This is a genomic window from Streptomyces sp. NPDC048639 (assembly GCF_043199075.1).
Taxonomy (GTDB): Bacteria; Actinomycetota; Actinomycetes; order Streptomycetales; family Streptomycetaceae; genus Streptomyces.
This window is the reverse complement of the sequence record NZ_JBICVP010000016.1, coordinates 46,656-69,485: the sequence shown is the minus strand read 5'-3', so window position 1 is coordinate 69,485 and position 22,830 is coordinate 46,656. Positions and strand designations below refer to the sequence as shown.

The 22,830-nt window shown below is 70.9% G+C and carries 18 protein-coding genes; 10 read left to right on the top strand and 8 right to left on the bottom strand.

All coding sequences use genetic code 11. The features are described from left to right. Window positions 1-358: 358 nt before the first annotated feature. Window positions 359-622 (bottom strand): WhiB family transcriptional regulator, encoded by a 264-nt coding sequence (locus ACGFNH_RS31870; protein ID WP_004952403.1) that lies wholly within the window; start codon window positions 620-622, stop codon window positions 359-361. A gap of 638 nt (window positions 623-1,260) precedes the next feature. Between ACGFNH_RS31870 and ACGFNH_RS31865 the strand changes: the two genes are divergently transcribed. The 3 genes from ACGFNH_RS31865 (at window position 1,261) to ACGFNH_RS31855 (ending at window position 4,158) form a co-directional block, all read left to right on the top strand. Next, window positions 1,261-1,758, top strand: a complete 498-nt coding sequence (locus ACGFNH_RS31865; protein ID WP_393659738.1) for a cysteine dioxygenase — start codon at window positions 1,261-1,263, stop codon at window positions 1,756-1,758. A gap of 88 nt (window positions 1,759-1,846) precedes the next feature. Beyond that, window positions 1,847-2,833, top strand: coding sequence for a 2-phospho-L-lactate transferase (gene cofD, locus ACGFNH_RS31860; RefSeq protein WP_393659736.1), 987 nt, complete (start codon window positions 1,847-1,849; stop codon window positions 2,831-2,833). After that, window positions 2,830-4,158 carry a coenzyme F420-0:L-glutamate ligase gene (locus tag ACGFNH_RS31855; protein WP_393659735.1) on the top strand — a complete coding sequence of 443 codons (1,329 nt, stop codon included), beginning with the start codon at window positions 2,830-2,832 and terminating at the stop codon, window positions 4,156-4,158. The genes cofD and ACGFNH_RS31855 overlap by 4 nt, the downstream gene beginning before the upstream one ends. A 57-nt stretch (window positions 4,159-4,215) precedes the next feature. Here the strand turns inward: ACGFNH_RS31855 and ACGFNH_RS31850 are convergent, their stop codons facing one another. The 3 genes from ACGFNH_RS31850 to ACGFNH_RS31840 all read right to left on the bottom strand — a co-directional run bounded on the left by ACGFNH_RS31850 (window position 4,216) and on the right by ACGFNH_RS31840 (window position 7,860). Continuing rightward, window positions 4,216-5,178, bottom strand: coding sequence for a DNA-3-methyladenine glycosylase family protein (locus ACGFNH_RS31850; protein WP_393659773.1), 963 nt, complete (start codon window positions 5,176-5,178; stop codon window positions 4,216-4,218). Window positions 5,179-5,259: 81 nt separating this feature from the next. Next, window positions 5,260-6,342, bottom strand: a complete 1,083-nt coding sequence (locus ACGFNH_RS31845; RefSeq protein ID WP_393659733.1) for a sugar phosphate nucleotidyltransferase — start codon at window positions 6,340-6,342, stop codon at window positions 5,260-5,262. A 168-nt stretch (window positions 6,343-6,510) separates the two neighbouring features. Continuing rightward, window positions 6,511-7,860, bottom strand: coding sequence for a peptidoglycan recognition protein (locus ACGFNH_RS31840; RefSeq protein ID WP_393659731.1), 1,350 nt, complete (start codon window positions 7,858-7,860; stop codon window positions 6,511-6,513). A 128-nt stretch (window positions 7,861-7,988) separates the two neighbouring features. Here ACGFNH_RS31840 and ACGFNH_RS31835 point away from each other — a divergent pair, with 128 nt between their 5' ends. The 4 genes from ACGFNH_RS31835 (at window position 7,989) to ACGFNH_RS31820 (ending at window position 13,727) form a co-directional block, all read left to right on the top strand. Further along, entirely contained in the window at window positions 7,989-8,744 is a 756-nt protein-coding gene (locus tag ACGFNH_RS31835) for a TIGR03089 family protein (protein ID WP_393659729.1), read from the top strand. A 233-nt stretch (window positions 8,745-8,977) separates the two neighbouring features. Continuing rightward, window positions 8,978-10,171 carry an LCP family protein gene (locus ACGFNH_RS31830; protein ID WP_393659727.1) on the top strand — a complete coding sequence of 398 codons (1,194 nt, stop codon included), beginning with the start codon at window positions 8,978-8,980 and terminating at the stop codon, window positions 10,169-10,171. A gap of 149 nt (window positions 10,172-10,320) precedes the next feature. Further along, window positions 10,321-12,036: an LCP family protein gene (locus ACGFNH_RS31825; RefSeq protein WP_393659725.1), complete on the top strand. Its 1,716-nt coding sequence runs from the start codon at window positions 10,321-10,323 to the stop codon at window positions 12,034-12,036. 47 nt (window positions 12,037-12,083) lie between these two features. Then, window positions 12,084-13,727 carry an LCP family protein gene (locus ACGFNH_RS31820; protein ID WP_393659723.1) on the top strand — a complete coding sequence of 548 codons (1,644 nt, stop codon included), beginning with the start codon at window positions 12,084-12,086 and terminating at the stop codon, window positions 13,725-13,727. 187 nt (window positions 13,728-13,914) lie between these two features. Here the strand turns inward: ACGFNH_RS31820 and ACGFNH_RS31815 are convergent, their stop codons facing one another. Then, window positions 13,915-14,964 (bottom strand): glycosyltransferase family 2 protein, encoded by a 1,050-nt coding sequence (locus ACGFNH_RS31815; RefSeq protein WP_393659721.1) that lies wholly within the window; start codon window positions 14,962-14,964, stop codon window positions 13,915-13,917. A 147-nt stretch (window positions 14,965-15,111) separates the two neighbouring features. Between ACGFNH_RS31815 and ACGFNH_RS31810 the strand changes: the two genes are divergently transcribed. Beyond that, on the top strand, window positions 15,112-16,590 hold the full coding sequence (locus ACGFNH_RS31810; protein ID WP_393659719.1) for an LCP family protein: 1,479 nt from the start codon (window positions 15,112-15,114) through the stop codon (window positions 16,588-16,590). A gap of 82 nt (window positions 16,591-16,672) precedes the next feature. On the opposite strand, the gene ACGFNH_RS31805 is transcribed toward ACGFNH_RS31810, so the two are convergent. Next, a complete protein-coding gene (locus ACGFNH_RS31805) occupies window positions 16,673-17,221 on the bottom strand; it encodes an acyl-CoA thioesterase (RefSeq protein ID WP_393659717.1) in 549 nt (182 codons plus the stop codon). Between the two features lie 129 nt (window positions 17,222-17,350). On the opposite strand from ACGFNH_RS31805, the gene ACGFNH_RS31800 reads away from it, so the two are divergent. Then, window positions 17,351-18,655: an LCP family protein gene (locus ACGFNH_RS31800; protein ID WP_393659715.1), complete on the top strand. Its 1,305-nt coding sequence runs from the start codon at window positions 17,351-17,353 to the stop codon at window positions 18,653-18,655. Window positions 18,656-18,741: 86 nt separating this feature from the next. On the opposite strand, the gene ACGFNH_RS31795 is transcribed toward ACGFNH_RS31800, so the two are convergent. Beyond that, entirely contained in the window at window positions 18,742-19,902 is a 1,161-nt protein-coding gene (locus ACGFNH_RS31795; RefSeq protein WP_393659713.1) for an acyl-CoA dehydrogenase, read from the bottom strand. Between the two features lie 180 nt (window positions 19,903-20,082). On the opposite strand from ACGFNH_RS31795, the gene ACGFNH_RS31790 reads away from it, so the two are divergent. Then, a complete protein-coding gene (locus ACGFNH_RS31790) occupies window positions 20,083-21,426 on the top strand; it encodes a UDP-glucose dehydrogenase family protein (protein WP_393659711.1) in 1,344 nt (447 codons plus the stop codon). Between the two features lie 207 nt (window positions 21,427-21,633). On the opposite strand, the gene ACGFNH_RS31785 is transcribed toward ACGFNH_RS31790, so the two are convergent. Then, on the bottom strand, window positions 21,634-22,815 hold the full coding sequence (locus tag ACGFNH_RS31785; RefSeq protein WP_393659709.1) for a dipeptidase: 1,182 nt from the start codon (window positions 22,813-22,815) through the stop codon (window positions 21,634-21,636). Between the last annotated feature and the right edge of the window lie 15 nt (window positions 22,816-22,830).

Below are 22,830 nucleotides of genomic sequence, written 5' to 3'. Positions count from 1 at the left end.
GCAGGGGTGTTGGTGCGTCTCGGACGGGCCCCCACACTAACGGCTCGTCCGGACCGGGCGTCCGCCCCTGTGGACAACCACCCTGTGGACAGCAGTCCGCCTCCCGTGCGGATCGCACGGGAGGCGGACCGAGTAAATTGTCGTGAATGGCCGGACTGCCGGGATGCCCCCCTGGACAGGACCTCTTCTTCTCTCAACAGCCTTGTCCCGCACGGGGGATGAAGACCCGTTGAGGACGTACGGCGGAAGGCGCCGGGCCTCGCCATCGGGCCCCTCTACCGCCGCCCGCACCCCTTGAATGCGCCCCGGGCGACGGACAGACCGCGGCGACGCACGCCTGGAGACGGGCGAACGCGGCTCAGACGGCGGCCTTCTTCAGGCGGCGCCGCTCACGCTCGGACAGACCGCCCCAGATGCCGAACCGCTCGTCGTTGGCGAGGGCGTACTCAAGACACTCGGACCGGACCTCGCAGGCAAGACAGACTTTCTTCGCCTCACGCGTAGATCCACCCTTTTCCGGGAAGAACGACTCGGGATCGGTCTGGGCGCACAGCGCGCGCTCCTGCCACCCGAGCTCCTCGTCCGCCTCCTCGACCAGCAGTTGCTGGAACAGCTCGGTCATGTGCGCCCCTCGTCTGTCTTTGCGTCCCCGTGATGCTGTCGTTACCGATTGCGGCCGAACGACACGAGTGAAATTACAAGTGCGTGGATCCAGGCCAGTCAAGCCGAGATCTGCTATTGGGGCCCTTATTCACTCTGCGGAACCAAGGCCATGCGGAAAGTGTTCAAATCGGCATAAACCATGACACCACCGCAGGACCCGCATCCGCGGTCCCGTCCTCGCATAAGAGGACGCAACCTTCACGGATCGCGTTGCAATCCGATCACGGAAACGAAGCGGATCACGATGAGGTCACGAGACGACAACGGCGTTTCCCCGTAAGGGGACTGGGTCAACGCTGTGCCGCTGATGCGCGACCTCTCCTGCTCAGACCGTGAACAAACCTTTCAGCGGGGAGGGCAACCGGATGAGGTGAAACATTGCGGCTGAATCGGGCATCAAGTTGACATCCGGCGGCCGAACCGCTGCACTAATGGACATGCCAGTGACGCACGCGCCCTTCCGGACGCGGTCTCGCACGTCGTGCGACGCCGCGGTCCGCTGCGCTGTGCGGACTCACTGTCGCTGTTTCAGCTGTTGATGCCCCCGAGCTCCAGCCATCTGTGCCCACAACCTTCTCCCAGGGAAACCTCCGCACAATGAACAGCGACGTCCAGATCGCCGGCGACCCGCTCGCCATCCCCCACCTCCTGCCGCCCGCCCCGGTCCACCCGGCCACCGTCGCCGAGTTCGCCGGGCTCGCCCGCACCATCGCCGCCGACCGCGCGAACTGGGCACATCTCATCGAGTACGACGCGACAACCCGCTGGTACCACCGGCTGCGCACCGGGCCCGGCTACGAGGTCTGGCTGCTCAGCTGGGTTCCCGGGCAAGGCAGCGGTATGCATGATCACGGACGGTCGTCCGGTGTACTCACGGTGCTCGAAGGGGAGTTGACGGAACGCACCGCGCGCGGTGACCGTGCGCTGGGCTCCGGCGCGCAGCGCGTGTTCGCGCCCGGATATGTGCACGAGGTGGTCAACGACGCGCTGACGCCCGCCGTCAGCCTGCACATCTACTTCCCCGGCCTGACCGAGATGACGATGCACACCGCCCAGTGCCGCACCGGCGACGCCCTGGAGAACGTGCCCGCCTGACGCGCCCGCGGGCCACCAACGCCCCGTGCCCGCCCCGGGCTCCGCGACCGCCCGGAAATGACCGGCCTTCGGCTGACACACTGTCCCCATGCGCATTGTGGTTCTGGCCGGCGGCATCGGCGGCGCCCGTTTTCTCCGCGGTCTTCAGTCGGCGGCTCCCGACGCGGACATCACGGTCATCGGCAACACCGGTGACGACATCCATCTGTTCGGGCTCAAGGTCTGCCCGGACCTCGACACCGTGATGTACACGCTCGGCGGCGGCATCCACGAGGAACAGGGCTGGGGCCGGGCCGGCGAGACCTTCACCGTCAAGGAGGAGCTGGCCGCCTACGGCGTCGGCCCCGAGTGGTTCGGGCTGGGGGACCGCGACTTCGCGACACACATCGTCCGTACCCAGATGATCGGCGCGGGCTATCCGCTCAGCGCGGTGACCGAGGCGCTCTGCACGCGATGGGAACCGGGCGTACGGCTGCTGCCGATGACGGACGACCGCGTCGAGACGCACGTACTGATCGACACGGCGGACCTCGGTGAGGGCGACGGTGGCGGCAGCGAGGGCCGCAAGGCGGTGCACTTCCAGGAGTACTGGGTGCGGCTGCGCGCTTCTGTGCCCGCGCACGCCGTGGTGCCGGTCGGGGCCGACCAGGCCAAGCCCGCGCCCGGCGTGCTGGACGCCATCGCCGAGGCGGACGTCGTCCTCTTCCCGCCGTCCAATCCGGTCGTCAGCATCGGAACGATCCTTGCCGTACCGGGAATTCGCGAGGCCATCGCCGACGCCGGAGTGCCCGTCGTGGGCCTCTCCCCCATCGTCGGCGACGCGCCCGTGCGCGGCATGGCCGACAAGGTGCTCGCCGCCGTGGGGGTCGAGTCGACCGCCACCGCCGTGGCCCAGCACTACGGGTCCGGGCTGCTCGACGGCTGGCTCGTCGACACGGTCGACGCCGGGTCCGTGGGCGAGATCGAGTCGGCGGGCATCCGCTGCGTGGCCGTGCCGCTGATGATGACGGACCTCGAAGCCACCTCCCGTATGGCCGCGGAGGCCCTCGCGCTGGCCGAGGAGGTACGGGCGTGAGCGGCGCTGCGGAGGTGCCGTCGTACCAGGTCTGGGCGCTGCCCGGATTCCCCGAGGTCGCGGCGGGCGACGACCTCGCCAAGCTCATCGCCGACGCGGCCACCGCGAAGGGCCTGCCCGGGCTCGCACACGGCGACGTCCTGCTCGTCACCTCGAAGATCGTCAGCAAGGCGGAGGGGCGGATCGTCGAGGCGCGGGACCGCGAGGCGGCGATCGATGCGGAGAGCGTACGGGTCGTGGCGCGGCGCGGGCCCCTGCGGATCGTCGAGACGCGGCACGGCTTCGTCATGGCGGCCGCAGGCGTCGACGCGTCCAACACCCCTGCGGGGACCGTGCTGTTGCTGCCCGAGGACCCGGACGCCTCGGCCCACCGGATCCGGGAGGGCGTACGGGACGCGCTCGGCGTCGATGTCGGCGTCGTGGTGACCGACACCTTCGGGCGGCCCTGGCGCGACGGGCTGACCGATGTCGCGATCGGCGCCTCCGGCGTCCGTGTCCTGGACGATCTGCGCGGCGGAACGGACGCCCACGGCAATCCGCTGAGCGCGACGGTCGTCGCGACCGGCGACGAACTGGCCGCCGCCGGGGACCTGGTGAAGGGCAAGGCCGACGGGCTGCCGGTCGCCGTCCTGCGCGGGCTGCCGCACCTCGTTGAGGAGGAGCACGGCCAGGGCGCGCGGGCCGTCGTCCGCTCCCCGGCGGACGACATGTTCCGGCTGGGCACCTCGGAGGCCGTACGGGAGGCGGTGACGCTGCGCCGCACGGTCCGGGAGTTCACCTCCGAGCCGGTCGACGGTGCCGCCGTGCGCCGCGCCGTCACTGCCGCAGTGACGGCACCGGCACCGCATCACACGACGCCGTGGCGCTTCGTCCTGCTGGAGTCTGCGGATTCGCGGGAGCGGTTGCTCGACGCGATGCGGGACGCGTGGGTCGCGGACCTGCGCGGGGACGGGTTCTCCGAGGAGAGCGTCGCGAAGCGGGTACGGCGCGGCGACGTGCTGCGCAACGCCCCGTATCTGATCGTGCCGTGCCTGGTCATGGACGGCTCGCACACCTATCCCGACGACCGCCGCAACGCCGCCGAGCGGGAGATGTTCGTGGTGGCGGCCGGAGCGGCCGTGCAGAACCTGCTGGTGGCGCTGGCCGGGGAGCGGCTGGGCTCCGCCTGGATCTCGTCCACCATGTTCTGCCGCGATGTGGTGCGGGAGGCACTCGGGCTGCCCGGCGACTGGGATCCGATGGGGGCGGTGGCGGTCGGCCACGCGGCGGCTCCGCCGAAGGACCGGCCGGCGCGGGACGCGGCCACGTTCCTCGAGGTGCGCTGACACCCAGGCCCAGGCCCAGCCCCGGCACCGGCACCGGAACCGGCACCCAGCAGGCGCTCAGATCGTGCTGATGTCCTTCGGGGCGAAGCGCGGGGCCCTGCGCGGCGGGGTGCGGCCCGACAGCAGGATCAGCCGGCACGCACGGTGACGCTGCCCGTCGCCCTGCTCGCCGTAGGGGGCCAGGAGTTCCAGCATCCGGGCGTCGTCGGTGCCGCGTTCTCCCGTGAGCGCATAGCCGACGATCTTCGGCACATGCAGGTCGCCGACCGTGATCGCGTCTGCGGCGCCGTTGCTGCGCTGCAGGGTCTCGGCCGCCGTCCAGGGGCCGATGCCGGGGATGAGCCGGAGCCGGTGGAGGGCGGCGGGCAGGTCCATGGACACCGCCTCCTCCAAGCGGCGGGCGACACGGGCCGCGCGGACGATCGTCGCCGAGCGCTTGCCGTCGACGCCGGCGCGGTGGAACTCCCAGGACGGGAGCATCGCCCAGCCCCGCGCGTCCGGCATCACGTACAGGCGGCTCTGCGGGCCCGGGGCGGGTTCGCCGTGGCGCTGGAGCAGCAGCCGCCACGCTCGGTACGCCTCGTCGCTGGTGACCTTCTGCTCCAGGATCGCCGGCACGAGGGATTCCAGGACCAGGCCTGTACGGGTGAGCCGCAGTCCCGGGCGGCGGCGGTGCATCTCGTGGACCAGCCGGTGGCGCGGGACGAACGGCGTCGCGTCGTCGTCGTCACCCAGGAGTGCCGGGAGGCGGTCGAGCAGCCAGTCGGCGCCCGGCCCCCACGCTTCCGCCTCGATCCCGCCGCCGCGGACGGCCAGCCGCAGAGTGCCTGCACCCGCGGGCGTACGGCTGGCCCGCCAGACCGAACCGTCCTCGGTCACGCGGAAGGAGGGGTCGCCGGGGCCGCGGCGCAGGGGGCCGACCGTCAGCCCCAGATCGAACGGACCCCGCGGAGGCCAGCGGCGGGTGACCGGAGCGGTGTGCTGCCGGGGTGCCGGTACGCGCAGGGCTCCGCCGCGCACGGTGGCGCGGGTGAGCCGGTCGGCGTCGGGGTTCACGGGTCCTTCCTCGGGTTCCACGAGCCTGGGCCGCCTGCCTGCCCGCTACTCGTCCGAGGAGAAGCGGATCGCCCGCTCGGGGATCCGCGCGTCGCACCACACGCGTACGCCCTCCCGCAACTCGTTCTCCGGGCCGACGACCGCGCCGTCGCCGATGACCGCGCCGGCCAGGACCGTACGGGCACCGATGCGGGACCGCGCGCCGATCAGCGAGTCCTGGATCTGTGCGCCCGATTCGACGACCGCGCCGTCGAGGACCGTGGAGCCGTGGATCCGGGCGCCCTCGCCGACGACGGCGCCGGGGCCGATCACCGTGCCGCCGGTCAGCTTCGCGTCGGCCGCGACCCGCGCGCCCTCCAGGACGAGCCGTTCGCCGCAGCGGCCCGGGACGGCCGGGGACGGCGCGCGGCCGAGGACGAGGTCGGCCGAGCCGCGGACGAACGCCTGCGGGGTGCCGAGGTCGAGCCAGTAGGTCGAGTCGACCATGCCCTGGAGGTGGGCCCCGGCGGCGAGGAGCCCGGGGAAGGTCTCGCGTTCGACGGAGACGGGGCGGTCGGCCGGGATCGCGTCGATCACCGACCGGTTGAAGACGTACGCGCCCGCGTTGATCTGGTCGGTGACGATCTCCTCGGGCGTCTGCGGCTTCTCCAGGAAGGCCGTGACCCGGCCGCTCGCGTCGGTGGGGACGAGACCGAACGCCCGGGGGTCCTCCACCCGCGTCAGGTGCAGCGAGACATCCGCACCGGACGTGGCGTGGGTCTCCACCAGGGCGGGGATGTCGAGCCCGGTGAGAATGTCACCGTTGAAGATGAGCACCGGCTCGTCGGGGCCCGAGTGCAGGCGCGAGGCCACGTTGCGGATCGCGCCGCCGGTACCGAGCGGCTCCACCTCGGTGACGTACTCGAGGTGGAGGCCGAGCGAGGAGCCGTCACCGAAGTGCGGCTCGAACACCTCGGCGAGATAGGACGTGGCGAGCACGATGTGCTCCACGCCCGCGGCCCGGGCACGCGCCAACTGGTGGGTGAGGAAGGGCACACCGGCCGCGGGGACCATGGGCTTGGGCGTGTGCACCGTCAGGGGGCGCAGCCTCGTGCCCTTGCCGCCCACCAGGAGGATCGCTTCTGTCACCGTGTCGTCTCTGCTTCCTGCGGGGCCGGTCGGGGTCGATGCGCCAGTGTATGCAGACGGTGAACCGCGGGCGCGGACAGACGCACGCGCGGGGCCGGAACGGAAGCGGCCCGCCGGCCTCACCGGGGTTCCGGTGGGGCCGACGGGCCGCTTACGTTCCGAGGCGGATCAGCGCCCCTGAAGCTTGGCCGAGGAGGACCGGGTGCTGCCGAGCTTCCCGTAGAGAAGAGCTCCGGGGCACTCGGTGACGAAGCCGTCGCGGTGCCCGGAGATGACGTTCATGGAGACCCGGGCGCCCTTCTTGTACTTGTTGCTGCCGCCCGAGACGAGGGTGACCTTGCCGCGCGGGTTCGCCCCGAACAGGCCGAGCTTCCAGGCCGTGAGCTTGGCGACGCCGCTGACCGCGGCGGCGGGCGGGTTGGACTTGGAGTACGTCCCGAGGACGGCGATGCCCATGGTGTCGGTGTTGAAGCCGAGCGTGTGCGCGCCCATGACGGGTCTGGCGACGCCGCCGGCCCGCCCCTCGTAGATGGTTCCGCACTTGTCGACGACGAAGTTGTAGCCGAAGTCCCGCCAGCCGCTGCTCTTGACGTGGAAGCGGTAGATGCTGCGCAGAAGGGCGGGGACCTGCTTGCAGGTGTAGTTGTTGCCGGTGGCGCTGTGGTGGACGAAGGCGGCCTTCACGGTCTTGGTGTAGAGGAACTCGCGCTCGCGCAGCTTCTCGTCGGCGCCCCAGCCCGCGCGGGTGACGATGCCCGGACGCGGGCCGATGTACGGGCGGGCCGCGGCGGAGCCGCTCGATCCGGTGAGCTCCGAGGCCTCCGCTTCCGTCTCCTCCTTGTCCAGCGGAGTGATCTCCGTGGCTCCCATCGAGGCGAACTCGGCGTTGACGGCGGAGCTGGCGGACTCCTCGGGCGTCAGGGTGTTGCGCCCCTTGGGAGCCTCGCTCGCCGGCTCCTCGTCCTCCGGGTCGTCGCCGGGGTCGACCAGCTCGATGCGCAGCCCGCCGGGAAGGCCGGAGTGGCCGGAGCGGCCCGCCGCCTCCTCGCCCAGAGCCCGTACCTGCACGCCGACGGAGTCGCCGACCCACAAGGGGGCGCTGCTGCCGCGTGCTCGTCCGGATGCCCGGTCCGGGGAGCCGGGGTCGGGCACGTCGTCGTTGTGGGTCTGGATGTCCTGCCAGGGCGACCACTTGTGCGTACCCGCGTCCTTGGTGCGCACCTGCGCCCGGCCGTGGAACACGGTGGTGGCGTCGTCCCAGACGATGCCGACGAGCGAGAACGGGTTGACGTCCCGGGCCACCAGCCCGGCCGCGGCGGCACCTTGGGGCACGGCGGCGCGGGCGCGGTCGGAGCTTCCCAGCGGGCCGAGCGGCAGCGACTGGGTGCTGCCGGGCACGGGGGAAGGCCTGGCGGCGCGTTGGGGGTGTGCGGCGGTCGCTCCCGCCGGCAGGGCGAATGGAAGGGCGAGTGCGGCCGTACAGGCCACGCCGATCGAGGAAGCAAGTAGTGCACGCATAGTTCAGATCGTGGCCATGAACCGACAAATCTGTCTATTCGTAACATGACGGTCTGTCGGCAGAACCGGGGTCCCCGAGGCGTACGGCCGCACGGCCCAACCGAACCGGCACGCGTACGCTTGCGCGGGTGAACGCCACCGATCGCACCCCTGCCGACCTGCTGCGATCCGCGCTCGCCGCGGACCCCGCCCGCCCGCTGGTCACCTTCTACGACGACGCCACCGGCGAACGCGTCGAACTGTCCGTGGCCACCTTCGCCAATTGGGTGGCGAAGACCGCCAACCTCCTCCAGGACGATCTCGGCGCCGAACCGGGCGACCGACTGGCGCTGCTGCTGCCCGCGCACTGGCAGACGGCCGTCTGGGTGATCGCCTGCTCGTCCACCGGCGTCGTCGCGGACCTCGGCGGCGACCCGGCGTCCGCGGACCTGGTGGTCAGCGGACCGGACGCACTGGAGGCGGCCCGTGCCTGCGGCGGCGAGCGCGTGGCACTCAGCCTGCGTCCGCTCGGCGCACGCTTCCCCGAGGCGCCGCAGGGGTTCGCCGACTACGCGGTGGAGGTGCCGAGCCAGGGCGACCGCTTCGCGCCGTACGCGCCGGTCGACCCGGACGCGCCCGCACTGGCCTTCGCCGGAAGCGGCGAACTGACCGGCGCCGAGGTGGTCGAGCGGGCGCGCGGCGACGCGGCGGCCCGCGGCCTCACCCCCGTGTCCCGGCTCCTGTCCGGTCTGCCGTACGACACCTGGGACGGGCTGTCGGCCGGACTGCTGGCACCACTGGCGGCCGGGGGTTCCGTGGTGCTCTGCCGGAACCTCGACGAGCTGGCCGCGGAGGCGCTGGAGCAGCGCCGGGAGAACGAGCGGGTCACGGTCACCGCCGTCTGACGGGCGCGCCGCGAACGGGGCGGCCCGGTGACGCCGCAGGCGCCCCGGTGACGACAGGTCCTAGGACGAACGGGTCACCCTGGCCGCCGCCTGACGGGTCTTCGCCCTGCCGAGGGCGATGATGGGCGTACGTACAACCATTGGCGTACGTACAACCATGCGAGGCACTCGGCGGTCTCCTCCTGTGACCCGGGGGCCCGTGCGGCGTTCATGCCGCCCCAACGCCATAAGAGATGGACGCAGACGTGACCGAGAGCGCTGGCACGCCCGACGACTCGGAGGGTGAAGGTTCGGGGGGCTCCGCGGAGAGGCGCCGACGGCGCCGTCTGCTGCGTTGGGGGGCATTGGGCGCCTCGGTGGTCGTGCTGGCGGCGGCGGGCGGCGGCTGGATGCTCTACCGCAAGCTCGAGGGCAACATCACCACGGACACGGGCACGGCCGCCGAGCTGAAGCGGTACGAGCGGGAGCGCCCGGCCCCGATGGTGCACGACGCCCAGAACCTCCTGCTCATCGGTTCCGACAGCCGCGCCGACAAGAACGCGAAGTACGGCCGCGACAGCGGCACCCAGCGCTCGGACACCACGATCCTGCTGCACCTGGCCGCCGACCGGAAGAGCGCGACGGCCGTCAGCATCCCGCGCGACCTGATGGTCGAGGTGCCGCGCTGCCGCGAGCCGGGCGGGAAGGAGAGCGGGGGGCGCTTCGACCAGTTCAACTCGGCGTTCGAGCTGGGGGGCGCGGCCTGCACGATCCGCACGGTGGAGAACCTCACCGGCATCCGCGTCGACCACCACATGATCGTGGACTTCACCGGCTTCAAGCGGATGGTGGACGCGGTCGACGGCGTCGAGGTCTGCCTGAAGCAGGACATAAACGATCAGGAAGCACATCTGAAGCTGCCCGCGGGCCGCCAGAAACTGAACGGCGAGCAGGCGCTGGGATACGTACGGGCCCGCTACAGCATGGGCAACGGCAGCGACACCGAGCGGATGGAGCGGCAGCAGCAGTTCCTCGGCTCGCTGGTGAAGAAGGTGCAGAGCAACGGCGTCCTGCTCAACCCCACCCGGCTCTACCCGGTGCTGGACGCGGCGACGTCCTCGCTGACCACCGACTCCGGCATGGACTCGCTGCGCGAGCTGTACGACTTGGTGCGCAGCCTGCGCCATGTCCCGACCGAGAAGGTGCAGTTCCTGACGCTGCCGCGGCGCCCGTACTCGCTCAATGCAAACCGGGACGAACTCGTACAACCCGATGCGGCGCAGCTGTTCAATCTGTTGCGGAACGACCTGGACGTGAAAGTGTCCTCCCGATCGCAGGGCGCGCCGGAGAGGGAGCCGGGCGCCCCCTCGGGCGAACCGAGCGGTGAACCCACCGGAACGGCACCTACGTACAAGGGGACGACAGCCGCGAACGGCATGTGCGGATAAGGGAACCGAAGGCCTCAGGAACGACTCGAAAAGATTGCACGGATTGCCCAGTTGTAGGGGAGTGGAATTTGTCACCGGCGTCGCTGAACGCTGAACTGGGCGGATAGTGTGAGCGATCCCGTGGACAGCGACGGAGGATTCAAGCAGCCGTGGACGCGCAAGGACGTGGGCGGGCGGGCGACATCGACCCCGCGGACCAGTGGGTGTTGAACCCGGACACCGGCGACTACGAGCTGCGACTGGGGCCTCCCGCAGAGCACTCGGCGCCTCCCACCCAGCGCAGAGCCTCGAACCGTGCGGGCTCCCGCAGGAGCGCGCCGGCCACCGACCGTACGGGCGCACCCGCCACCGAGCCCTCGCGCCGGCGCCGGGACGTGCCGCCGCAGCGCAAGCGGCCCGAGCCTCCGAGCCGCCGCAAGCCCAAGCCGAAGGCGGAGGGCAAGAAGAAGGCGCTGTACTGGACCGGGGGCGTGATGGCCTTCGTCCTGGTCGCCGGAGGCAGCGGATTCTGGTACATCTACGACCGCTTCAACAGCAACATCAGCAAGATCGATGTGGGTGACGCGGGCAGTGGCAGCGCCACGAGCGACGGTCCGGTGAACATCCTCGTCATCGGCACCGACGCCCGGACCGGCAAGGGCAACGAGGGCTACGGCGACGCCGGCAGCATCGGTCACGCCGACACCTCGATCCTCTTCCACGTCTCGAAGGACCGCACCAACGCCACGGCGCTGAGCATCCCCCGCGACCTCATCACCGATGTGCCCGCCTGCCCGACCAAGCAGGAGGACGGCTCGACCAAGACCATCCCGGGCACGCAGCAGACGCGCTTCAACACCAGCCTCGGCCAGGAGGGCCGCGACCCGGGCTGCACGATGCGCACGGTCAAGAAGATGACGGGCCTGTCGGTCGATCACTTCATGATGGCCGACTTCAACGCGGTGAAGACGCTGTCGTCGGCGGTGGGCGGCGTCGATGTGTGCCTGGGCAAGGACATAGACGACCCGGACTCCCATCTGAAGCTCTCCAAGGGCCGCCACACGGTCGAGGGCGAGCAGGCCCTGGCGTTCGTGCGGACCCGCCACTCCGTGGGCCTGGGCGGCGACTTGAGCCGGATCGAGATCCAGCAGCAGTTCCTCAGCTCGATGATCCGGAAGATGAAGTCCAACGACACCCTGACCGACCCGACGAAGCTGTTCAAGCTGGCCGAGGCCGCCACCAAGGCGCTGACCGTCGACACCGGGATAGGCAGCATCGGCAAGCTGCGGGAGCTCGCCCAGGACGTGGGCCAGGTCAACACCAAGAACATCTCCTTCGCGACCATCCCGGTGCTGGACAACCCGGCCGAGAAGGTCCCGAGCACCGTCGTGCTCAACGAGAAGCCGGCGGAGCAGCTTTTCTCGATGATCCGGAACGATGCCTCACTCACCGAGGTCAAGAAGAAGGAGAAGGCGAAGGAGGCGGCGAAGCTCAAGGGTTCGAAGGCCGATCCCTCGGAGGTCCGCGTCGAGGTGCTGAACGGCGGGGGGCCGTTCGGTGCCGCACAGGACACCGTCGACTGGCTTCAGAACAGCGAGAACGTGCTGAAGTCCAGCAACGGCGGCAACGCAACGGGGCCGAAACAGAAGAAGACCACGCTGAAGTACGCGCCGAACCAGGCGGACCAGGCACGCCGGCTCGCCGACATGATGGGCCTGCCCGCCTCCGCTCTGCGGCCCGGCACCGAGGACGCCGAGCCGAGGGCGAACATGACCCTCACCCTCGGTGCGGACTTCAAGGGCGCGGGCACACCGCTGACCGGTCCGGCGAAGGCGCCGGAAGAGGTCCAGAAGGTGAACGCGGACAAGCAGGTCTGCGCCAAGTAGCCAGGCCCGCCCGGGCCTGCACCACGACCATGTGAACGGGGGATGCCATGCGACAGGACAGCGTTCGCGTCCCGGGACCGCGCAGTGGCCCCGGAGCCGATGAGCTGGGCTGGGACGACAGCCTTTATCAACGGGACGGCGGAGGACGCGATCCTTCGCCTCCCGGCGGGGGCCACCGCCGCGGTGGCTCCCGGGGCGGTGCTCCGAAGAACGGCAAGCGCCGCGTCCTGCGCTGGTTCGTCACCACGGTGTCGCTGCTGATACTCGTGACGGCAGCGGGCGGATACCTCTACATGGAGCACCTCAACGGCAACCTCGGCAAGGACGATCTCAACCTCGGGGACAGCAAGCTCGACAAGAGCGCGCCGAACGCCGCGGGCCAGACCCCGCTCAACATCCTGCTGCTCGGCTCCGACAGCCGTAAGTCCAACGCGAACGTCCGGCTCGGCGGGGCTCGCGCCGACCGGGACCGCAAGCCGCTGGCCGATGTGCAGATGCTGCTGCACGTCTCGGCCGACCGCAGCAGCATGTCGGTGATCAGCGTGCCGCGCGACACCCGGGTGACCATCCCGAAGTGCACCGACACCGACGACGGCAAGGTCTACCCGAAGACCAGCGCGACGATCAACGCCAGCCTCGCGAACGGCGGTCCGGGCTGCACGGTGGCCACCTGGGAGGAGCTGACCGGCGTCCCGATCGACCACTTCATGATGATCGACTTCGCCGGCGTGGTGGACATGGCCGACGCCGTCGGCGGCGTCCCGGTGTGCGTCGACAACAACGTGTACGACTCCAAGTCCGGACTCCGCCTCGACAAGGGCGAGTCGGTCATCAAGGGCGAGCAGGCCCTGCAGTGGCTGCGCACCCGGCACGGCTTCGAGGACGGCAGCGACATCGGCCGGGCCAAGGCCCAGCACATGTACATGAACTCGATGGTCCGGCAGCTCAAGTCGGGCACCAAGCTCACCGACCCCGGCAAGCTCAACGGCCTCGCCGAGGCGGCCACGAAGGCGCTCACCGTCGACCGCGGCCTCGGCACGGTCAAGAAGCTCTACGACCTCGGCAACGACCTCAAGCGAGTGCCGACGGGACGCATCACCATGGCGACCATGCCGTGGGTGCCGGACCCGCAGAATGCCGCACACATCGTGCCGAAGCCGGACGACGCGGACCAGATCTTCTCCATGCTGCGCAACGACACCGCGCTCGACGGCAAGGACAAGAAGAAGAGCCCCAAGAAGAGCCCCGCCCCCAGCGACCCGGCGGCGCCGAAGGCCGAGATCCCCGTCACCGTCCAGAACGGCACCGGTACGGCCACTCAGGCCGCCGTCACCGGCCGTGCCGCGCTGATCGCCGACCGGCTCTCCCAGCTCGGCTTCACCCAGGCCACGGCGGACGCAACGCCCAAGTCCCGTGCGGACACCACGGTTTCGTACCGAAAGGGCTCGGAGCGCGGCGACGCGCTCGCGGTGGCGAAGGCGCTCGGGCTGCCCCCGGGCGCGGTCCGGCACTCCTCGTCCGTGCCGCAGATCACCATCGTCCTCGGGGCGGACTGGCGCACCGGGACGGCCTACCCGAAGTCGGCCGGGGCGGGCAGCCGCGACGACTCCAAGGCTCCGGAGAGCGCGGACGCGCTCAACGGCAACGACAAGTCGGCCTGCATGAAGGTCAACCCGGCGAACATCCGGTAGCCGTACGGCACAAGCTCCCGTACCACTCGTGCGATCCGTACGACACAGAAGCGTCCGGCGGTGCCCTCCCCCGAGGGGGAGGTGCACCGCCGGACGCTTTCCGTCGCGTTGTGGCCCGGTCGCTGCGGCCCGGTCCTGTGCCCGGTCGCTGCTGCCCGGTCGTTGCCGCAGGTGTCAGGCGGAAGCGTCAGGCGGAGGTGACGACCGCGGGGCGGCGGCTGGCGATGACCTTCCGCGCCAGCGCCCGCGGGCTGGTCAGGAAGCCCCAGCCCCAGGACATGTGCATCGTGGCCAGCGCGACGGGGATGCGCAGCCGTGCCGCCGCCGGCAGACCGCGGCCCGCCGGGACCGACCCCGCGACGATCGCCGCGAGATAGCCGGCCGGGACGGCGAAGCCCCACGCCAGGGCGGGGACGCCCGCGGCCGGACCGGCGACGCCCGCCACGAACCCCGCCGTGAGGGCGGTGAGCGCGGTCGGCGGGGCGAGGTAGCGGAGGTTGATGGAGCCCTCGTGGTAGCGGGCCACCACATGCCGCCAACGGCCGTAGTTCTTGTACTGCTTGGCCAGTGCGCGCACGCTCGGCCGGGGGCGGTACGAGACCTTCAGCTCGGGCGAGAACCAGATCAGCCCGCCCGACTCGCGGATCCGGAAGTTCAGCTCCCAGTCCTGGGCGCGGATGAACTCCTCGTTGTAGCCGCCCTGCTGCTCCAGCGCCTCGCGCCGGAAGACGCCGAGGTACACGGTCTCGGCCGGGCCTGCCGCGCCGCCCGTGTGGAAGGCCGCGTTCCCGACGCCGACCTTGGAGGTCATGGCGGCGGCGACGGCCCGCTCCCAGTCGTTCTCGCCCTCGGCATGCATGATCCCGCCGACGTTCTGCGCGCCGGTCTCCTCCAGCAGCCGTACGGCCGTGGCGATGTAGTCCGGCGAGAGCATCCCGTGGCCGTCGACCCGCACCACGACCGGGTGCCGGGACGCCTTGATCGCCGCGTTCAGCGCGGCGGGCGTACGGCCCGTGGGGTTGGGCACCGTGTGCACGCGGGGGTCCTCGCGCACCAGCTCGGCGGCGATCTCGTCCGTACGGTCCGTGGACGGGCCGAGGGCGATCACCACCTCCATCGCACCGGTGTACTCCTGCTCCAGGATGTGGCGCACCGAATTGCGCAGGTGGCGTTCCTCGTTGAGCACCGGCATGATCACGGAAACGGCCGGAGCCCGGGATTCAGGGGATGCGTTCATCAGGCCTCACGTTACCGCGAACGGAGGACATGGCCGTACGCGGCCGAGTGCAGCCCGGGCCACCGGCGGCGTGGGACCGCGGCCGGGCGTACCGCGCGGGCCTAGCGTGGCGCCGGTCGCCCCCTGCTCCGCCGAGGAGTCCTTCTCTTGACCGCACCGGTTCGCGCACCCCGGTCGCAGCCACGCCACCGCCCCCGCCCCCGCATCCGCCGCGTCCCCGGGCCCCGCCGCTCCCGCTGGGGGCTGCGGCTGGCCACTGGCGTCTCCGCGCTGCTGCTGGCGGCCGGCGGCTGCGGGCACGCCGTGGTCTCCCGGATGGACACGGCCATCGGCCGGATCGACCCCTTCGAGGGGCTCAACAACCGGCCCCGCGGAAGCGACGGACAGAACTTCCTGCTGGTCGGCACCGACGGACGGGACAAGCTGACCTGGGAGCAGCGGAAGCGGTACCACCTCGGCGGTGCCCCCTGTCACTGCACCGACACGATCATGCTGGTGCATCTGTCCGGGGACCGGCGCCGGGTCAGCGTCATCAGCATCCCGCGCGACTCCTACGTCCAGCTCCCTGCGCACACCGACGGGGCGACCGGCGAGCGTCTGCCCGCCCGCCCCGGCAAGATCAACGCGGCGTACGCGCAAGGCGGTCCGCAGCTCACCATCCGCACCGTCGAGGCCATGACCGAGCTGCACATCGACCACTACCTCGAAGTGGACTTCACCAGCTTCATGGAGACGGTCGACGTCCTCGGCGGCGTCGAGATCTGCTCGATGCGCCCGATGTACGACCGCTACTCCGGGCTGGACCTGCCCGTCGGCACCAGCAGGCTGAACGGCGGAAAGGCCCTGCAGTACGTGCGCTCCCGGCACATCGACGGTGCCGCGGACCTCGGCCGGATGCAGCGCCAGCAGCGCTTCCTCGCCGCGCTGGTGGCGAAGGCGACGGACGGCGGCGTGCTGATGAACCCGGCGAAGTTCCACCAGGTCGCCACCACCCTGCTGGGTTCCGTACGCGCCGACCGCGGCTTCGGCACGGACGAGATGGTGGACGTCGGCCGGGCCATGCGGCATTTCAAGCCGTCCTCCTCGGAGTTCGTCTCGGTGCCGGTCGCCGATCCGAACCACCCGGTGCCGGGCCTCGGGGCGACCGTGAAATGGGACACGGAGAAGGCCGGGAAGATCTTCCGCGCCCTGCGCGCCGACCGGCCGCTTGCCGCGCGGGCCGGGGGCGGGCATCCCCCGGCGCTGGTCGACGTGGCGCCCGAGCGCGTCCGGGTCCGGGTCGACAACGGCACGGGGCGCGAGGGCCTCGGGCACCGGGTGAACCGCGCGCTGCGCGCCAACGGCTTCGTGACCTCCGGCTCCCCCGGGGACGCGGGCGGTTCCACGCGCCGCACCGTCGTCACGTACGACCCGGCGTGGGACCGCTCGGCGCGCACGGTCGCGGCCGCACTGCCGGGCGCGCGGCTCAGGCCCGCGTACGGGAACGGCCCGGTGATGAAGGTCACGGTCGGCGAGGACTTCCGGCAGGTGCGGAAGGTGCGCGCGGAGGATCCGGTGACGCAGACCGCGGGCCCGAGTGCTGCGAACGTGAGAGCGGTCACCGGCGACCAGGTGCTCTGCGAGTAGCCGGGCGCCCGCTTCCGCGGCCGCGCCCATGGCATCGGGCATCAGCGCAAGAACGGCGGAGGGCGGGGGAAGGCGGCGGGTGTCAGTCGCCGATGCCCTCGGCGGCGCGCTTGGCGCGCAGCTCCTTGATGGCGCGGCGGCGGGCGAGCCGGTGCGTACGCCGGATCTGGGCCTCCTGGTAGCGGCGCTTGTCCCGTTCGGTCTCGGGGACCACCGAGGGCACCGACCGGGGTTTGCCGTCGGAGTCGACTGCCGCGAAGACCAGATAGGCGCTGCCGACCTGGGTGCCGGGGGTGGACTCGTTCCAGCGCTCGGCCAGGACGCGTACGCCGATCTCCATGGAGGAACGGCCGGTCCAGTTGCACTGCGCCTTGACATGGACGAGGTCCCCGACGTGAACGGGCTCGAGGAAGACCATCTCGTCCATGGAGGCCGTGACCGCGGGCCCGCCCGAGTGCCGCCCGGCCACCGCACCTGCCGCGTCGTCCACCAGTTTCATGATCACGCCACCGTGGACGGTGCCGAGGAGATTGGTGTCGCTCGCCGTCATGATGTGACTGAGCGTGGTGCGGGAAGCGGAGGTGGGCTTGCCCGGAATCGAATCTTCCGGGGCCGCTGCCTGTTCAGTCATGCCGACCACCTTATGCGGCGAAAAACCGTGACCCCGCCTCCGTGTCTTTGCATCAGGTCTGCTACAGGGGCGGTGCGATTCGCCACTCACCCTGTATGACAGTCGGCCCGAGAAGGCACACTGCCGGGTATGAACGAGTGGCCACAGGGATGGACCGGCGACAGCAGGGACGGTTACGGGCGCGGCAGCGCCGGTCGCCGCCCGGAGTCCGCGCGCACCATGCGCCACATTCAGCGTGGCGGAGGTGACAACGGATACGGAGGCTACGGCGGGGGCCCGTACCAGGCCGAGCCTCCCATGCCACCCGGCATGTCGCCCCACGCTCCCGGCGTCCCGGGCCAGCGGGGGTACGACTACGACGACTACGCGAACGACGGCTACAGCGACGGCCAGGTCTACGGCGGTGGCCGCGGCGGGCGCGACGGCCACGACCCCTACGGCCGCTCGGCCCCCAACTGGCGCCGCCGCCTCAAGATAGGCACCCTGACGCTGCTCGTCGTCTTCCTCGGCGTCTCCGTGGCCACCTACTTCTGGGCCGACTCCAAGCTCCAGCGTGACGTTGACCTCAGCAAGGTCATCGAGCGACCGGGGAGCGGCTCGGGGACCAATTACCTGATCGTGGGTTCCGACTCCCGCAAGGGCATGACGGCCGAGGAGAAGAAGAAGCTCCACACCGGCTCCGCCGATGGCAAGCGCACCGACTCGATGATGATCCTGCACGTCGGCGACAACGGCAGCACCATGGTCTCGCTGCCGCGCGACTCGGACGTGGAGATCCCCTCCTTCCGCGGCTCGGAGTCGGGCAACGTCTTCCCGGGCGAGGGCCGGCGCACCAAGCTCAACGCGGCGTACGCGGAGGACGGTGCGGAGCTGCTGGTCCGTACCGTCGAGGCCAACACCGGCCTGAGGATCGACCATTACGCGGAGATCGGCTTCGGCGGTTTCGCCAAGATCGTGGACTCCGTCGGCGGCGTCGAGATGGACATCCCGAAGGGCTTCAAGGACGAGAAGTCCGGCGCGGACTTCAAGTCGGGCACCCAGACCCTCAACGGCGAGCAGTCGCTGGCCTTCGTCCGGACCCGCTACGCGCTGCCGGGCAGTGACCTGGACCGTACGAAGAACCAGCAGAAGTTCCTCTCGGCGCTGGCCAGTCAGACGGCCACGCCGTCGACCGTGCTCAACCCGTTCAAGCTCTACCCGACCATGGGCGCCGGCCTGGACACCCTGATCGTCGACAAGGACATGGGCCTGTTCGACCTGGCCGAGATGTTCTGGGCGATGAAGGGCGTCACGAGCGGCGAGGGCAAGTCCATGAACATGCCGATCTCGGGCAACGCCCCGAACGGCAACCTCCAGTGGGACCGGACCAAGGTCAAGCAGCTCGTGCAGCAGCTCAAGAACGACGAGACGGTCACGGTCACCAGCGACCGCTAGACCGCACCGGCCGCTCAACGCGGAGGCCCCGCACCGCGAACTGCGGTGCGGGGCCTCCGTGTTGAGCGGCCTGTCCTGCGGGCGCCCTACTTCGGCAGGTTGCGCGCCATCACGATGCGCTGGACCTGGTTGGTGCCCTCGTAGATCTGCGTGATCTTCGCATCGCGCATCATGCGCTCCAGCGGGTAGTCACGGGTGTAGCCGTAGCCGCCGAGGAGCTGGACCGCGTCGACGGTGACCTCCATGGCGACGTCGGAGGCGAAGCACTTGGCGGCGGCGCCCTGGAAGGTGAGGTCGCTGTCGCCGCGCTCGGACTTGGCGGCGGCCGCGTACGTGAGCTGGCGGGCGGCCTCGATCTTCATCGCCATGTCGGCGATCATGAACTGGATGCCCTGGAAGTCGGCGATCGGCTTGCCGAACTGCTTGCGCTCCTGGATGTAGCCCTTGGCGTAGTCCAGCGCGCCCTGCGCGATGCCGAGCGCCTGCCCGGCGATGGTGATGCGGGTGTGGTCGAGGGTCTTCATGGCGGTGGCGAAGCCGGTGCCCTCGGCGCCGATCATGCGGTCCGCGGGGATGCGGACGTTGTCGAGGTAGACCTCGCGGGTCGGCGAGCCCTTGATGCCGAGCTTCTTCTCCGGGGCACCGAAGGTGACGCCCTCGTCGCCCTTCTCGACGACGAACGCGGATATGCCCTTGGAGCGCTTCTCCGGGTCGGTCACGGCCATGACCGTGTAGAACTCGCTGACGCCGGCGTTGGTGATCCAGCGCTTCACGCCGTTGAGGACGTAGAAGTCGCCGTCGCGCACGGCCCGGGTCTTCATGCCCGCCGCGTCCGAGCCCGCGTCCGGCTCCGAGAGGCAGTACGAGAACATCGCGTCGCCCTTGGCGAGCGGACCCAGGTACTTCTTCTTCAGGTCCTCGGAACCGGAGAGAACGACCGGGAGGGAGCCGAGCTTGTTGACCGCGGGGATCAGGGAGGAGGAGGCACAGACGCGGGCGACCTCCTCGATCACGATCACGGTGGCCAGCGCGTCCGCGCCCGCGCCGCCGTACGACTCGGGTACGTGCACGGCGTGCAGGTCGTTGGTGACCAGCGCGTCCAGCGCCTCCTGCGGGAAGCGGCCCTCCTCGTCCACCTCGGCGGCGAAGGGTGCGATCTTCGCCTCGGCGAGCGAGCGAACCGACTCCCGGAGCATGTCGTGCTCCTCGGACGGCCGGTAGAGGTCGAAATCAGTCGAGCCCGCCAAGGTGTCCTCACTCCCACAGAAATGCTAACTACCGTTAAGTAACTCGATTCTAGGGGCGGGCCGCGGCCGGGCATACGTGAGCTTGGTGACAGCTCGCTTCCCCTTACCGGCCACGTGCCCACCCTCGGGCCCGACTATGCTCGGGCGCGCAGTCCGGACCGACGCCCCCGTGGAGCACGCATGGCCCCGAAGATCACCGTGATCGGCACCGGTTACCTCGGTGCGACCCATGCCGCCGCAATGGCGGAGCTGGGCTTCGAGGTACTCGGGGTGGACGTCGTCCCCGAAAAGGTCGAGATGCTCTCGACGGGCCGGGTGCCGATGTACGAGCCGGGGCTGGAGGATCTGCTCGCCAAGCACGTCGAGGGCCTGGAGGGCTCCACCGGACGGCTGCGCTTCACCACCTCCTACGAGGAGGCCGGTGCCTTCGGCGACATCCACTTCGTCTGCGTGAACACCCCGCAGAAGCACGGCGAGTACGCGTGCGACATGAGCTACGTCGACGCCGCCTTCGAGTCGCTCGCCCCGCTGCTGACCCGCCCCGCCCTCGTCGTCGGCAAGTCCACGGTGCCGGTCGGCAGCGCGGCCCGGCTGGCCCGCCGGCTGGCCGAGCTCGCCCCGGTGGGCGAGGAGGCGGAGCTGGCCTGGAACCCCGAGTTCCTGCGCGAGGGCTTCGCCGTGCAGGACACGCTCCACCCGGACAGGATCGTGGCCGGTGTCACGAGCGAGCGGGCGGAGAAGCAGCTCCGCGAGGTCTACGCGAAGCCGATCACCGAGGGCTCGCCCTTCGTCGTCACCGACTTCCCGACCGCCGAGCTGGTGAAGACCTCCGCCAACTCCTTCCTCTCCACCAAGATCTCCTTCATCAACGCCATGGCCGAGGTCTGCGAGGCCGCGGACGGCGATGTGGTGAAGCTCGCCGAGGCCATCGGCTACGACGACCGGATCGGGAAGAAGTTCCTCCGCGCCGGGATCGGCTTCGGCGGCGGCTGCCTGCCCAAGGACATCCGCGCCTTCATGGCCCGCGCCGGGGAACTGGGCGCCGACCAGGCGCTGACCTTCCTCCGCGAGGTCGACTCGATCAACATGCGCAGCCGCGCCCGGATGGTCGAGCTGGCCCGCGAGGAGCTGGGCGGCGGCAGCTTCCTGGGCAAGCGGGTGGCGGTGCTCGGGGCGACCTTCAAGCCGGACTCCGACGACGTACGGGACTCCCCCGCGCTGAATGTGGCCGGGCAGATACACCTCCAGGGCGGCCAGGTCACGGTCTACGACCCCAAGGGCATGGACAACGCCCGCCGCCTCTTCCCCACCCTGGGCTACGCACCGACCGCGCTGGAGGCCGCCCGCGGCGCGGACGTGGTGCTGCACCTCACCGAGTGGCGCGAGTTCCGCGACCTGGACCCGGCGACGCTGGGCGAGGCCGTCGCGGAGCGCCGGATCCTGGACGGGCGCAACGCGCTGGACCCGGACGCGTGGCGCGAGGCGGGCTGGACGTACCGGGCCCTGGGCCGCCCCCGGGCCTGAGCCGGCAGCCGGACCGGTGGGCGTGACGGCCGGATGCGGCGCCCGGCCGGGCCGGATACGACGGCGGCCCCGGTCGTCCGGCGCCGTCCTCGCGGGCCGCCGGCAGGCGTGGACGTGCGGCGTTCCCGGCCTCCACCGGGGGGCGCAACCGCGGTTCGCTGCGGACCGGCCGGGAGTGGCCGGCCAGCCGGCATCCGAGGTCGGGGCCTAACCGTCCAGGCGCCCGATGGTGACGGTCGAGGGCGCGCGGCGGTGCTGGGTCGACCGTGCGGTGAACTCCGTGTCGCGCATCATCCGCAAGGTGTTCTGCCAGGTCAGCTTGGCCAGGTCGGCTTCCGTCCAGCCGCGCCTCAGCAGCTCCGCGACCAGATGCGGATAGCCGGAGGCGTCCTCGAGCCCCGCCGGGTGCGCGCTGCCGCCGGTGTCGTACGAGCCGCCGAGGCCGACATGGTCCGCGCCCGCCACGGCCCTGACGTGGTCGAGGTGATCGGCGACGTCCGACACGGTCGCGGTCCCCGCCCCCTCCCCGCACACGTACTCCGACTCGAAGGTGACCATGCAGACGCCGCCGCGTGCGGCCATGCGTTCCAGCACGTCGTCCGGGACGTTGGCGGGGTGGTCGCTCACGGCGAGGGCGGCGGAGTGGGAGAAGACGACCGGGGCCTTGCTGACGGCGATGGCCCGGCGCATGACGGCGGGCGAGCTGCCCGAGAGGTCGATGAGCATCCCGATTCGGTTCATCTCCCGGATGACCTCCTCACCGAAGAGGGTGAGGCCGCCCACGCGGGGCTCGTCGGTCGCCGCGTCCGCCCACGGGGTGTTCCGTCCCTCGGCGAGGGTCATTCGGCGCACGCCCAGCTTGAACAGCGACCGCAGCGCGCCCAGCGAGCTGTCGATGCACTGCCCGCCGCCGGCGGCCAGCAGCGAGGCGATACGGCCGCGCTTGCGGGCCTCGATCATGTCGTCCGAGGTGAGGGCCAGCCGGAATGCGTCGGGGTAGGCCCGGATCAGGGCGTGCACGAACTCGATCTGCTCCAGTGCGACGCTGACCGCACGGTCGCCCACCACCACGTCCGGTACGGCGACCGACCAGAACTGCGCGGCCACATGCCCCGCCCGGAGCCGGGGGATGTCGGTGCTCACCCCGCCCTCGCCGGTGTCGAGGTCGAAGCGGGTGGGGGTCAGTTCGTGGCCGGACCGCAGCCGCAGCTCCCAGGCGAGGCCGTTGAAGCCGTCCGCCACCGGGTGCCGGGCGAGGACCGCCCGGGCCCGCGCCCCCGGATCGGGCGCCTCCGGGTCGGGCTTGGTCTCCACCTCGTCACCGGCCGGGGCGACCGGTGCGACTGAGGGGGCGGGCGCGTCCAGGAGGGCAGGGGCAAGGTCGGCCATGGCGCGGACTCCGTG